Source organism: Vibrio jasicida 090810c, from assembly GCF_002887615.1.
Taxonomy (GTDB): Bacteria; Pseudomonadota; Gammaproteobacteria; order Enterobacterales; family Vibrionaceae; genus Vibrio; species Vibrio jasicida.
In genome coordinates, this window is sequence record NZ_CP025793.1 from 1458523 (window position 1) to 1472312 (window position 13790).

The 13790-nt window shown below is 41.7% G+C and carries 13 protein-coding genes; 4 read left to right on the top strand and 9 right to left on the bottom strand.

Annotated elements, in window-relative coordinates; translation table 11 throughout:
- Positions 1–17: 17 nt before the first annotated feature.
- Entirely contained in the window at positions 18–914 is an 897-nt protein-coding gene (locus tag C1S73_RS24035) for a LysR family transcriptional regulator (RefSeq protein WP_038870879.1), read from the bottom strand.
- Positions 915–1160: 246 nt separating this feature from the next.
- Here C1S73_RS24035 and C1S73_RS24040 point away from each other — a divergent pair, with 246 nt between their 5' ends.
- The gene (locus C1S73_RS24040; RefSeq protein ID WP_038870880.1) at positions 1161–2234 is read left to right on the top strand and encodes an acyltransferase family protein; all 1074 of its coding nucleotides are present in this window, start codon (positions 1161–1163) and stop codon (positions 2232–2234) included.
- 788 nt (positions 2235–3022) lie between these two features.
- Here C1S73_RS24040 and C1S73_RS24050 read toward each other — a convergent pair.
- From C1S73_RS24050 to C1S73_RS24060, 3 genes are read right to left on the bottom strand one after another with little or no spacing between them, the layout of a single operon-like run.
- Positions 3023–5038: a DUF3732 domain-containing protein gene (locus C1S73_RS24050; RefSeq protein ID WP_038870881.1), complete on the bottom strand. Its 2016-nt coding sequence runs from the start codon at positions 5036–5038 to the stop codon at positions 3023–3025.
- Positions 5035–5499 (bottom strand): three component ABC system middle component, encoded by a 465-nt coding sequence (locus C1S73_RS24055; protein WP_038870882.1) that lies wholly within the window; start codon positions 5497–5499, stop codon positions 5035–5037. Before C1S73_RS24055 ends, C1S73_RS24050 begins: the two co-directional genes overlap by 4 nt.
- Entirely contained in the window at positions 5496–6752 is a 1257-nt protein-coding gene (locus C1S73_RS24060; protein ID WP_227740558.1) for a hypothetical protein, read from the bottom strand. Before C1S73_RS24060 ends, C1S73_RS24055 begins: the two co-directional genes overlap by 4 nt.
- A gap of 431 nt (positions 6753–7183) precedes the next feature.
- Here C1S73_RS24060 and ampC point away from each other — a divergent pair, with 431 nt between their 5' ends.
- Positions 7184–8323: a class C beta-lactamase gene (gene ampC / locus C1S73_RS24065; protein WP_038870886.1), complete on the top strand. Its 1140-nt coding sequence runs from the start codon at positions 7184–7186 to the stop codon at positions 8321–8323.
- Between the two features lie 79 nt (positions 8324–8402).
- Here ampC and C1S73_RS24070 read toward each other — a convergent pair whose 3' ends face one another.
- A complete protein-coding gene (locus C1S73_RS24070; protein WP_038870888.1) occupies positions 8403–8897 on the bottom strand; it encodes a YcxB family protein in 495 nt (164 codons plus the stop codon).
- A 156-nt stretch (positions 8898–9053) separates the two neighbouring features.
- Complete coding sequence (locus C1S73_RS24075) at positions 9054–9389, bottom strand: winged helix-turn-helix transcriptional regulator (protein WP_038870890.1); 336 nt, start codon at positions 9387–9389, stop codon at positions 9054–9056.
- A 189-nt stretch (positions 9390–9578) separates the two neighbouring features.
- Here C1S73_RS24075 and C1S73_RS24080 point away from each other — a divergent pair, with 189 nt between their 5' ends.
- Positions 9579–10004 (top strand): YybH family protein, encoded by a 426-nt coding sequence (locus C1S73_RS24080; protein ID WP_038870891.1) that lies wholly within the window; start codon positions 9579–9581, stop codon positions 10002–10004.
- Between the two features lie 73 nt (positions 10005–10077).
- Here C1S73_RS24080 and C1S73_RS24085 read toward each other — a convergent pair whose 3' ends face one another.
- The 3 genes from C1S73_RS24085 to accD all read right to left on the bottom strand — a co-directional run bounded on the left by C1S73_RS24085 (position 10078) and on the right by accD (position 12614).
- On the bottom strand, positions 10078–10338 hold the full coding sequence (locus C1S73_RS24085; protein ID WP_038870892.1) for a DUF5062 family protein: 261 nt from the start codon (positions 10336–10338) through the stop codon (positions 10078–10080).
- Between the two features lie 83 nt (positions 10339–10421).
- Positions 10422–11498, bottom strand: coding sequence for a threonine aldolase family protein (locus tag C1S73_RS24090; RefSeq protein ID WP_038870894.1), 1077 nt, complete (start codon positions 11496–11498; stop codon positions 10422–10424).
- 246 nt (positions 11499–11744) lie between these two features.
- Positions 11745–12614 (bottom strand): acetyl-CoA carboxylase, carboxyltransferase subunit beta, encoded by an 870-nt coding sequence (gene accD, locus C1S73_RS24095; RefSeq protein ID WP_038870896.1) that lies wholly within the window; start codon positions 12612–12614, stop codon positions 11745–11747.
- A gap of 110 nt (positions 12615–12724) precedes the next feature.
- On the opposite strand from accD, the gene C1S73_RS24100 reads away from it, so the two are divergent.
- Positions 12725–13621: a LysR family transcriptional regulator gene (locus C1S73_RS24100; RefSeq protein ID WP_038870897.1), complete on the top strand. Its 897-nt coding sequence runs from the start codon at positions 12725–12727 to the stop codon at positions 13619–13621.
- Positions 13622–13790 lie beyond the last annotated feature (169 nt).

A 13790-nucleotide genomic window follows, 5' to 3' on the forward strand; every position in this document is an offset into this window, starting at 1 on the left:
AAACTTTTGATGTAACGTCAACGTCGCAAGACATCACAAAGTTTACTTCTCAACCATTGATTGGCTGAGTTATGGTCATCACGCTTATGCCACATCATAACGTGTTGAAAAGGCTTGGATGAAAACGGCAACGGCAGAATTTGTAAGTTAAGCAACGAGGCGTACTTTTTGGCCATCAGTCGACTTACAGGAGCAACGGCGTCACTCTCTGACACTAACGATAATATTGAAAGAATAGATGCGGTTTCACAATCTACATCTTTTGGCAGAAAACGTTCATCAGAGAAATAGTTCATTTCGAGTAAGTCGACTCGCCTCTTCTGCATAAAAATAATTTTTTCAGCATAGAACTGCGCTTGAGTGATTGTCTGTTGAATGTGGGGATGATCTTTACGACATACGACAACAACTTCATCATCGATATAGGATTGATAAGCAAAAGACGGATTACTGCGCAAACCAATATCGATGGCCAAATCTGCTTTGTGTAAACTTAACTGAGATAACAACTCTTCTTCTGTATTGGGCGTCATATGGAGATTAATTTTGCAGTTACCCATCGTTGGGTCGAGCTCAATTTTGTTTCTGACCATATGCATAATTATCTCATTTACATAAACCGTAAACGTGTGATGATTTTGGACATCAAAATCCGCGACATTGCCCAGCGCACTCTCTACCGAAGTTAGCGCAGGTTCAATTTCATTAGCTAGTCTAATTGCAGCATGTGTTGGGCTAATTCCGCGCCCTTCTCTAACAAAAAGAGGCGCACCCAACTGGGATTGCAACCGCTTTAAAGCAGCACTCACCCCAGGTTGCGTTAAACCTAGCGATTCCGACGCTAATGTGATGGAACGAAGCCGATACACCTCTAAAAAAACCACCAGCAAATTCAAGTCCAAATTTGGTTTCACTCTTAAGCCTATACATAACCATCAGTAATGTTTTGTATAAAGCTTACTTTATATATCCCGACATTTCATTGCCTTACACTATAAACATTAACAAACATATTGAACTTATGAAGGCGATGTCACGGTGTTAATGAACCACACCTGACCATGACAAGCTTTTCCATTACCAACTTAATAAAAATGTCACGTGTACCGAATAACCCTAGTTTTCGTCGGTAGTACTTTGTTAGAGAGATTGGAGTCTCAATGAATAATTCCATGCAAATTAAGCGTTACGACTATCTGGATAATATCAAGTGGGTGTTGGCAGTATTAGTGATTGTGCATCACAGTGCTTCCACGGCTGGCCTAGAACCTATGGGTTACAACCTACCCCATGTCGATGAGATTATGCAGCACCAGTATAGTATTCTAGGTAAATTTAATAAGATTAATCAGTCGTTTTTCATGTCACTGTTTTTCTTTATCTCAGCCTATTTCGTGCTTCCCTCTTTTGAGCGCAAAGGAGCTGGTAAGTTTATGTTAGATAAGCTCAAGCGACTCGGGATCCCAACGCTAGTCACCTTATTTGTGATATTTCCAATTTTATCGATCGAGTTTGCGACATCGAATGTTAAAGACTTTTTCCTTACCACAAAGATTGACTTAGGCGTCACCTGGTTCTGTTGGACCTTGATTGTGTTTAGTGCGGTATTTGCATTGTCCCAAATTGTCGGTGCCGGGAATCAAAAGGCCTACGTCGATAAGCCTTTTCCTGCACTTTGGAAGATCTTGCTGTTTGCCGTGATGATAATTCCGGTCAATTTCTTTGGCTTGTATCTTATGGAAGCACTGGGTACGAATTTCTTAGGGTTTCACCTTCTCAAATATTTCCCGATGTATATCAGCATGTTTTACTTTGGCATTCAAGCTTACAGGTACCAATGGCTCGACAAGCTTGAGTTTAAGCACGCCTTTGCTGGGATCCTGATGTGGATTATTGCGTGCGCATTCGTCTCTCCAATAGCGTCAGACTATGGCCTGAATGATGAGATGGTAACTCGTGGATTGACCGTGATTGGGATGTCGATGTTTCTGCTGTACAGCTTCAAGATGCTTTTCAATGACAAAGGAAAATGGAGTTCGATACTTACCCGAACGGCTTTTGCTGCTTACGTGGTGCAGAATATTCCTATGGGTTTTGCCGCAGACTTTTACAAGTCCTTTATGACCCAAATCCCCTTAATAAACTTTGTGGTCATTGCAACCCCATCGGTGATCGGCTCTTTTGCGATTGGCTATCTTATCTGCAAAACACCCGTACTCAAACGTATCTTCTAATTAAGCCTATATATGTGTCTTTGTCATCCCTGCGACGAAGACACATCCAGTCGCAAGTAATCTTTGAGTTATAAATTAAGCAAAGTGCTCTCGTTCCTTAACCCCATACGCGGACTAAATTCAGTCTAAGAACAGATAAAGACATACAATTTTATGCTCCTTTCATTCATCAGAACAAAAACACTTTCAAATTGATTCAAAAAATATTGCTAACGCACAAAAAGAAACAAATTTCATTAAACTACCAGTGTCAAATGAACAAGAGGCCGAATCCTACCAAGTTTACTTAGGTGGTACTTTCACCTTTTCAAGTGACGATGGCATTAAAACTCTCGACGCTTTTAACCATGAGTTCTATGGCTTAATTTATAGCCATAAAACCCATACAGACGAGAGTCATTTTATAAGCAGTATAAGTAGAATGGTTGGTAAACATAATGCCATGGTCGACTGGAGTACAGATAAAAACGGCGTCATTAATCCAATTTAGCTAGGAGGCAAAAGCCGAACTTAATAGCTCAGGCTTGGCTGCCCTTCTAAATCAAAGAAATAGTGGAAATACTGGCGCATAGTAAACCGTGTAGATAACGTATACGGCGACCGTAACCTAATCTGGTCGTGTCCAAGCATCGATAACTACGAAGATTAATTGTTTGTAGAATTTAAAGAGACAAAGGCGAACTGATTGGTTCGCCTTTTTTGTTTTTTGGGGAGGTTTTATAGCTAACTTTTGGGCAAAAATGAGTTGGAGTAGATTTCGCTAACTAAGATCACATAAATACCCTGCACTACTCTTCCACAGGATGAATCAAACCGCGTACTCGCCATCTATTATTATTAACTAACGACTCAAATAATACTCCATTAGACAGTGTCAAATTGTCTGCATGGTCTGTCACTATGATTTGTGGGCTAAAGCCGTAATTTGTTTTTACTTCATTACAGTAAATTGAGAGTTGGCTGAATAGGTTTTCAACAGCTTTGACATCTTCATCAATGGGTCTATCTTCATCTGTCCTCTGCTGTTCTTCCTTACTTTTTTGCTCTTCGAAGCTGTCAGATTTATCACGATTGAAGTTAGGAAAATACACTTGCGTCGGCTGATCTAAGAACAGTATTGAGGGGATAGCACATTTATCACCAAGTTCAGCAAAATACTTATGTAATGCTAAAAATAGAGTTACGTGGCAATAAAGCCAATTTGCACCACTACCCATTGACCGTAGATAGATTTTTTCGTTTTCTTGCGTCAAGTGATAGAGGTCAAACGTTTCAAATGAAAAATGAAGATTGATGGGCTTATAGCTGGCTTCAAACGAAAAATGCCTCCCAATTTCAACCATATATTCGTTTACTTTTGCCGATGCTCTATCTAAACCTTTTTGCACATCGTATTTTTTAAGGCCATCATTAATCTTCTTAAGTTGTTTTCTTACCTCTTTGATTTCCTTTTCAAGCTCTGCATCGTCGGCCATGTTGAGGTTATCGAGAAGTGCAAATAGCTTCGCCTTCTGCATTACAACGCTTTCATACAGACTCTTTTGTTCTGCTAATTGCTTATCTGTTTTCTCGATTTCTGTTATTTGTTGGTTTAGTTCGGTCAATGCCCTGCTGACAACTTCAATATTCCGTTGTACCTCGACCAATGAAGATTTAAACTTTGCTTTCATCGGACGTGCTTGAGCCAGGTTACCCGATACCTTGGTAATTGCCTGTTGTAGTTTTTCAGCACTTTGTCGCAAGCTATCTTTTTCAGTATGACAAAACGGACAGACCGATGCTGATATATGAACATGCTTAGGTGAGCTAAACTGCTTTACGTTATCAACAAACAGTTCTTCTTCTTGAATATGTTTATTAATTGACGATGCTTGGCGTTGTAACTTCCTTAATTCGGCGTTTTTTTGATTGCGCGCCTGTTTCAACTGATTATATCTTTGTGTGGACGCATCTGAATTATAGTTAATTTTCTCAGAAACTATGATGCCATCGAGTTGGTCTTTGGCATCTTGTGGATGGCGAAGTACCTTATCTAATGATAAGGGGGCATCTTTAAATCCCATCAATGCATACAGCTGGCTCAAAACTGGGCCGACTTTTTGTTTATAGTTTTCTGATGTACGCTTGTTTGTTTCTTGTTGGCGCTCTAATCGTCTAATTTCTGCGCTAAATCGTTCTTTTTCTTGTGATAAATGAAAGAACCCTTGGTCGACAAGTCCTAAAAAGATCTTAGTATGCTCAATAGCCTGATCTCTCTTTTCTTTCTCATCGAATCGATAAAACAACGCATGTTTATTAGCAACAAGGTTCTGATGTTGAAGCATAAACGATGAAAAGCTACGCACCGATGGTGTAGGCGCTTTTTGATTAAACCGCCTATTGACTCTGGCGACCAAAGATTCATCGACATCGTCTATATCTAAGAAAAACTCCCTTAAATGCTTCTTGAATTCATCTAATGGACGAAAATAGCTGGCATGAAAATAATCATGATCAATATCTTTAGTATTTAATGCCTCAACGCGACGAAAGAAGGCTTTCGATGTAATAACAGGATCACGCGCAATCACTATATCTTGTTCGTTAACAGCAAGTGCAACATAATAAATAGCGGCACGAGTGGTAATAACACCTTTGGGAATGGTGTTTTCACCACTGCCAAAGCAATAATCAAAAATTTCAATTAAGGCACTTTTGCCTGTCGATGACTTACCAGTAACAACGTTAAGCCCAGCCTTAAAATTAACCGGATGCTTGTTACCTTGTTTATCAATAACGCCAATTTCACGAATGAGCGTATTCATCGTGGTTTCACTCCTAAAAATGCATAAATCTCGATCACTGAGTGACCACTGAATAATTGCCCTAATTTTCCTGCACTTTTTTGACTGGTAAAGACCGAGTCAGAACTATCACTCTTGTGAAGGGATAAACCTTTTTCGTTTACCGATAACCAGTCATTGATTAAGCAGTATTGAATGCATTGCTCAGTTAAGACTTGAAATCCGTCAATTCTCTCTTGCAGGTCATAGAGTTGGGCGCGGTCGTTGAAAATAGACCAAATAGAGCTTTGTCTTGTTTCTCCAAACACAGCACCAGAAATCTTTTTATTAAAAACAGGATGGCTACAGAGTGGGATGACCAAAGGGGCGAGCAAAAGGTTATTTTCAGACTTATTAATGGTCGTGTAAAACGACGCTAGGTAAGGACCATATTCAAACGGGTTGTATTTTAACTCATACAGAGCATCGACAATACTGCTCATGCTTCGACCCTCCAACTCAAATCGCGTTCTTCATCATCCATAGCGTCATGAATCAGGCCATTTCTAAAAACGAAATCAGGATTTGGATAACCTTCAATGCCAAATGGCATTTCGCTAGTTACTTGATCGTATAAGTCCTGAGATATCGCCGTAAAACTACCTTGCTTGCGGCTAGCCATACGGTATTTCGCAGAAAACGTCCGAATCCATTGCTCTCGATATCGGCTAACAGTGTCCCTGAATTGTGGGTAACCGTTTAGCTCCTCGATCAATGAGTTCCTTAATTCCAGCCAACTACCTATTGCTTCGGGCAGTATAGCTTCATACTCAATTTCAAGAATTTTCTGAGCAAACAATTCTGTAATATACACTTCGACTTCTTCCTCTGTTGCATCTCTGTCGGTGAAGTCTGGAATAGTAAATAAAGTGGGTCCCCATTTTGCCGTTAAGGCTTCTCGTTTTTGGTCAAACGTTGTCTTTTTGATTACCCATTCTGCGCCATTTGCCTGTTCATATATAAAACCAATCAACCCTTCAGCAAAGGCTTGCCTATTAGAAAGTGGAATGTAACCGCTAAGTTTATTGCAATAGCTCTTTTTTAGTGTTTCTGAATCTTCAGATTCCACGTGCAATACAACTTTGGCGAGGACAGCCATCAAATCTTCACTAGCAGAATCTAACATCACCGCTTTCTGTAATTTTATGATTTCTGATGGTTTATTTGCATTAAGCTGCTCTTTAGTACGCTCTGAAAAAATAGCTTTAAGCGTAGTAGAACGTTGCTCGATAGTTTGCGTATTCCAATCTCTTAAACGAGTTGTTGCACCAAAGGCTTGAGTCGTGTGCAACACTAGGAGGCCATATTGCGTATGGTCAAATTCTGGTGCCAACCAGTTCTTAAGAGTTTTCCAGAAGTTTTCGTGGTGATCTGTTAGTGGCGCTGCGTAGTCTTTTACTTCAGTTTGAGTTGACGCCAAAGAATCTGGCGAAAGCAGACTCACATCACCATCTTTTTCGAACCAAACGGACTGACCTTCTTCAAGCGAAAAGCACTTATCCAAGCCAATCAATACTTGGTAATGAAAGGCCAGCGCCGTTGTTAAGGCCGCATTTTTAGTTTGTCCTTCGCCCATGCTCGTCGGTTCCTCGTATTTCTTTCGTAAAGAAAATATTTTGGGGGGAGTACTTGTTTCCACGTTATTTTTGACAGCTAGCAAGCGCACCACTAATTGGTTTGCTGAATAGTAAGTCACAATATTCCGTATAGCATACAAATGAGTTCTCATATTTTCAAAAACGATATTTAATTGATTTCATAGATATTTTTACTCGTCTTCTTGATGAATGTTTGCGCGTCGTCATTTTAATAATCTTTCGAGTATTTCTTCTCTAACTTAAGAACTTAACGCGCGGTAAGTAGATTCCTAGTCTCGCCTAGGCTCGCTGGAATGACCCAGAAGAAACACCGAGTGTAGTGGTTCAGTTTTTGAGTACACATTTGAGTTAACCAAAAGTTGAAATTCAGTGTTTAATCAAAATACAACATAAAAACCAATTACTACCGTTAAGAAACATTGCCGGAAACGCTGCCGACTCTTTATAAACATAACTCTGACGAGAAACAAACACCCTACTCATTCCGCAACTCTAGACTTACCGCTCGACAATAAATAAGAAACTTTATATGAAATACTCTCTCAAACTAGTCACCCTTCTTTCCGCTGCGACTTTATCTGTTAATGCCTTCGCAGGAGAAACGTTAAAAAGCAAAGTGGATGAACAAGCACATACGCTCATGGAAAGGTACAACATTCCCGGAATGTCGTTTGCCGTGGTCATTGATGGTAAAGCTCATATCTATAACTATGGCTATGCTGATTTAGAGAAGAAACTGCCCGTCACTGACAGTACTATTTTTGAACTCGGTTCAATCAGTAAAACTATCTCATCAACGATGATCAGTTACGCAGTACAAACTCATACCTTATCTTTCAGTGACAAAGTTGAGAAATACGTCCCAGAGTTGCAAGGTACGACAATCGGCCAGACTGATATTGCAACAATGGCGACCTACACTGCTGGTGGGCTACCGCTTCAGTTCCCAAATGGTGTTACCAACTATGAAGAAATGATCAGTTACTACAAGGAGTGGAAGCCTGAATTTTCCCCTAAAACCAGTCGACTCTATTCAAACGTCAGTATTGGGTTATCAGGATATATAGCGGCGATTAGCTTAAAAGGTGATTACTCGAAATTGGTAGAAGAAAGAATCTTCCCATCACTCAATATGACCGATTCTTATATTGATGTACCGGAAGATAAGAAGCCTGATTACGCTTGGGGGTATAACGCAAGAGGTGAAGCCGTTCATGTGAGCCCTGGAATGCTTGACGCTGAAGCTTATGGCGTAAAATCTACCACAACTGATCTTGCTAAATTTCTTCAAGCCAATATGGGCTTAAAGAATATAGACCCGACAATGCAAAAAGCGCTTAATGGCACTCGAAAAGGTCACTATGACGCAAGCTCATTCACTCAAGGTGTTGGGTGGGAAATGTACAACTATCCGTTCACACTAGATACGTTACTCGAAGGCAACTCGACGGATACGATCGTTAACCCGAAACCTATCTCAAAGAGCGAGTTTGAAGGTAAAGTGATGAACGACGCATGGGTCAACAAAACGGGCTCAACGAATGGGTTTGGTGGATACATTGCTTTCGTACCTTCAAAGAAAGCAGGCATCGTTATTCTAGCCAACAAATACTATCCGAATAACGAGAGAATTGAGGCGGCTTACAAGATACTCAAATCGGCTATCTAATTATTCTCGCAGTATAAACATCCTCTAAAGATCAAAAAGGCGAACCACTTGGCTCGCCTCTTTTGTTCGTTGGTTTTTGTTAGCTCGCTTTCGATGCCGCGTGCTGCTCTACCATAAACGCAATGACTTCTTCGTTTAAGCAAGATTTGCTGATGTATTGGCGTTGTTTACCAAGATGAAGGATAAAGCCCAAATCGGTTTGTTCGAGTTGGTCGATTTCATTCCACGCGAGGCTGCGATCGATTTTACCGCTTTTGTAGCGCACTCCGTCTACATTCACTTCAAACACCACTTTGCTGCCACGGCTTGAGCTGATGGTTTGGCGCCATAACCACCACGTTCGCTTGCAGTACACACTGAATGCTTCAATCACACTCAATACGATAAAGAACCAACCCACATAACCGTTAGGTAGCAGTTCAAACTCCAATAGGACCACACCAAAGATAAGAAACAGTATCCCTTTTAGGTACGCCTGTGGGAACTTCGTTGGCTGGCTAGTTTGATCATAACACTCAGCAAAGAAAGGTTTGTCGAGTATGTATTCTGTAGTGAATTCGAAATCTTTAGACATGTATGGTTACTTCAAGGCTTCTGTAAATGAGTAATCTTGGTTGCACTCTCGCAACGCGTGCATTGTAGCGCTTCTCGGGACTTATCTTTAGTCCTTTTGATTCTGTTTTGTAAATCAATGATACCGAAAGACGACGACGGTACGATAAACCGCCTACTAGGCGTCCCAGTCATTGGCTTTTTGGACAATGAGTTCAACGACGCCAGCAAGCTCTTTACCTTTTTGGGTTAGCCCATAATTCACAGTAACAGGAATGGTGTCTTGTTGTTTCCGCCACACAAATCCATGCTCAGACAACAGCTTCAAACGCTCTGTAAGCACTTTGCTTGAGACCAGCGCTAATTGTTTGCGAATTTGACCGAATCGCATCTCTTCTTGTTGCCCGAGCAACCATACGATGTGCGCTGTCCACTTTGTCGATATCAACGTTAAATATTTATCGACACTGCAATAGCCATCTGGCTGTACTCGATGATTTACTTTCGTCGGCATCGTCCTTTCCCAATTCATTCTTTGCTAAGTAAGTGTAATCAAACGCGACCTAGCAGACCAATAGTTACCTAGGCGTAACTAGTTACCTTTAGGAAGCTAATTTTAAATCGTAACCGACTTATCTATTGTAAAAACACAACAAGGCGGAGGCACAACTGCAGCCTAAGCCAATATCAAAAGGATGAAGTTATGCGTTACGTTTTACTGTTTATCTCTTTTCTCTCCCTTGGCTTACACGCTGAGGATCTTTATTCAAAACCACAAACACCCTCAGAGTTACATGCGTTATTTGGGCAGTATTTTGCAAAGAAAGATTTGGATGGATTAGGTACGCTTTTTCACCTAGACGCCGTATTTGTTTTAGATAAAAAAGGTAATCAAGCCAAAGGCAGAGAAGAAATTAAGCAGGTATTGAAAGGCTACATGAATGGCGATGTAGACATGCTCACCAAAAACGTTTCTATTCACATTAATGACAACATTGCCATGGTGCGATCTGATTGGGAAATATTGAACGCTTCGCAAGGTAACAACATTCAAGGAACAGCATTAGAGGTGATGCATTATGTGGATGGTGGCTGGGTCTATGTGATTGACAATCCCAACGGCTATTGACGCCTAGATCAAACAAGGCGAACCATTTGGCTCGCCTTGTTAATTAATAATCGTTGTTATTTTTTCAGGCTTTCTATTTTAGAGGGTCGTTGTCTGGCAACGCGCTGTGAATCCAAAGTGCCAGTCTGTGTTTAATGTTTGCGCCATCTAATTTGCTATCCGGCAGTGGCGTGATCTGTTTAGCATCAACCAAGAACAGGTAAATCGCTTTTACTCTTACTGGCTGTGGTGACTGAGGAAGGTCAAAGCCCTGCATCTTTGCCATCTTTCCGGCAATCTCTAGTGCCTTTTTAACCAGTTTATCTTCATTGTGAAGCTTGGAGCTTTTTGACATTGATAAAATCCTCTTGTTCGCTTGACCTCAGAATACATGAAGTAACGCCAGTGACGTGTTAATAAGCTCGCATATTGATAAGTTTATGCCTTATTACCGAGTAACTGATTGAAAAATGACCTTAATTCGTCATCATCAAGGTTGAGCAGGTAGTCGCCAACATACCATTCAACAATGGATTGATTTGGATGTGCCGTGACTTGCGGGTTACCAAACCAAATGCCCTTTTCCGTTGCAAACGTGTGTTGGAGTTCTTTCAACTCTTCGCAGCTAAATGGCAGGATAAGGTGCAACATGTTTGCTTGAGGTTGAGTTGGTCTCACCGCCAAAGATGGGAACTCTTGAATGATCTTGTAGATCTGTTTTGTTCGCTCAAACAGAGCCGGCATTTGTGACAACCTTTCATCAAACTGCATTGCCGCAGACACCACATAAGGTGTTCTGTGATACAGGTTGCCACCTTGTCGCTTCATCCACATTGAAGCCAGTTCAATGAACGACTTTGAGCCAAGCAACATAGATCCGCCCATGCCGTTGATGCCTTTGTAGAGTGAAACATAGGTCGTATCAAAACCAGCGGCGATCTCACTGTATTCTTTTTGATAGTACGCTGCGGTTTCCCATAGTCTTGCTCCATCCATGTGGAGATGAATGTCATTTTCGGCGCAGTACGCTTTGATTTCTTCCAGTTCTTGCCATGAAGGTAGCTGACCACCAATTTCTCGCATCGGGAGTTCATAAAGAACGGCTGCGATTTCATCCGGCCACGCAGTGAGATCTTCAAGCTTCCATGTTTGGTAAGGGTTCCCTACTGGCAGAATATTAAAGCGATGTTGAAGCTGATAACCTTGTTTTTCATGCACTGGAATATGGCTAGATGCGTGCATGGCGACAATAGGATTACGCTTTTGTCTTGTGACAATTTCGAGCACTGTTGGCTGTGTCATCGTCCCTGTTACAACAAAAAACCCTGCCTCGTAACCCAGCAGATCGGTAACCTTTTGCTCGAACGCTTGAATCGTCTCTCCCTCGCCGTAGACATCGTGATTGACGTTGTTTTCCTCGCACCACTTTGCCATTTTCGCAAAGTGTTCAGCTGGAGAGTCTTCTTTATTACCAGGAAGATGGGTATGACAAAGCTGTTTTAGGTGGGCACTCATTGTTCTGTCCTTTGAATCAAAGCTTCAACAATGTAACTTGTTAATACGGAGGCGTAAACTGCATTTTCGCGATGTATTTTCTGCGTATGCCTCCGTGCGGAACCTCCGACTGGGCATAGATTCAGCTCAAGAATGATTTATGCAGAACAAAGATCAAGCTCACCGTAAACACGAAAAGAAACCCAGTTATAGATTGGCGAAAAGTCTTTGTCTTGGCCTTTCGCTGACGAAATACGCTACAGAAACTTACTCCTTTTCAGGTTGAATATTTTTATTGGTCAGTTTTGCGATTAACCCACCTATCCTCCTTCGCATATCACTTCTCTCGACAATCATGTCTAAAGCGCCATGCTCCAAAAGGAACTCACTTTGTTGAAAGCCATCCGGTAGATTTTCTCGTACGGTTTGTTCAATCACACGGCGTCCAGCAAACCCGATCCTTGCTTCTGGCTCACCGATATTGATGTCCCCCAGCATAGCTAAACTTGCAGAGACACCACCGAACGTTTGATCGGTCAAAACCGAAATATAAGGTAAGCGTACGTGGGATAGACGCGCCAATGCTGCGCTGGTTTTTGCCATCTGCATTAACGCCATTAAAGACTCTTGCATACGAGCACCACCACAAGCTGAAAAACAAACTAGTGCACAATTATCTCTTACTGCCGTATCGACGGCATCAACAAAACGAGCACCTACGACTGACCCCATCGACCCCGCCATAAAAGAAAACTCGAATGCACAGGCGACAATGGGTAAACCGAGTAGCTCACCTTTCATCGTGATCAACGCATCTTTCTCTCCGGTATTCTTTTGAGCGAGAACAATACGTTCTTTGTAGCGCTTTTTATCCTTAAAATTGAGCAGATCTTTTGGCTCATATTCACTGCCGATTTCTATCCGCTCTCCTTTATCCAAGAAGCTATCCAAACGATGTCGAGCAGACATCCGCATATGATGTTGGCATTTCGGGCAAACTTCTAAGTTCTCCTTGAGGGCAAGCCGATATAATACTTGATCACAAGACGGACACTTGGTCCATACCCCTTCTGGAATTGACACTTTCCGCGTACTGATGATGCCCTTGTTATCTAATAGCTTTTCTAACCAACTCATAGGGGGAACCTTTATCGAGAAATCAAGTTAGCAAACATTGTATAAACCTACTTTGAGTAATAAAGTGTGATTTATAGGCTTCATAATCCAACAAAATGGGATTAACTAAAATGCTCGATAAAATTGATCCGCAATGGCTTAAGAGTTTCCACTGCGTCTATGAGAACAACAGCTTTAAGAGAGCTGCTGAGTTTTTATCCCTACCCACATCAAATGTCAGTCGGCATATTGCTTTACTGGAAGAGCAACTTGATGTGCGATTGTTTGATAGAACAACCCGAAGAATTTGCGCGACAGACGCCGGTGAACACCTTTATTTACGTACACAGCCGCTACTGGACACACTGAATGATGCGCTTCAAGACGTAACTCAACATTCCAGAACGGTCATGGGCCAGCTCAACGTTCTGATGCCAGATTCTCCAGAGCTAGCAAAGGCAGTCGTCTCTTTTTGTGTTCAACACCCTTCAATTTCATTGAACTGCGAAACAAACTTGAGCCCAAAAGAAGACTTACTAGATGGGTTTGACGTCATCTTAAGCTTTCATCGTGGGAAGTTGGAAGACAGCAATTGGATTGCCAAAGAGATTAAGCGCTGGCCGAGTGTTGTCGTCGCCTCACCTAACCTGTTGAAAGCGTGCCAAAAACCTTACCAAATCACAGATTTGAGGCACGTTCCGTGCGTGAGTAGCTTTACTGCCTTAAAAGGAACACCCTGGGTTTTCAAAAGTCCAGAGGGAGAGCTGATAACTCAAAGAGTGAAGTCTTCATTTAAGGTAAACAGCGGACAACTTGCCAAGTCCGGTGCATTGGCTGGGTTGGGCTTTGCGATTCTGCCTGCTGAGTTTTGCCGAGAGGATTTAAATTCAGGCTGCTTGGAAGTGATTGAATTGGAATACACACCGGAAGATTTGGTGTTGTATGCGTTTTATGCGTCGAGGAAGCATTTAGCGAAAAAGATACCAGTATTTATCGAACACCTGCAACGCCAAGCACATGAAGCTTAAAAGGTGAATACAAAAAGTCCGGCATGGTTGCTTCTATACCGAACTTTTCTGTAGGCATCGTTAGATTAAATTGCGAGGTTGAATTATTGACCTGCAGCCAACTGCATCCAGCAATACGATTAGCCAGAACAAGCCCGAAGTCAGGCTGTATTTCGCCAGTTCAGGGACG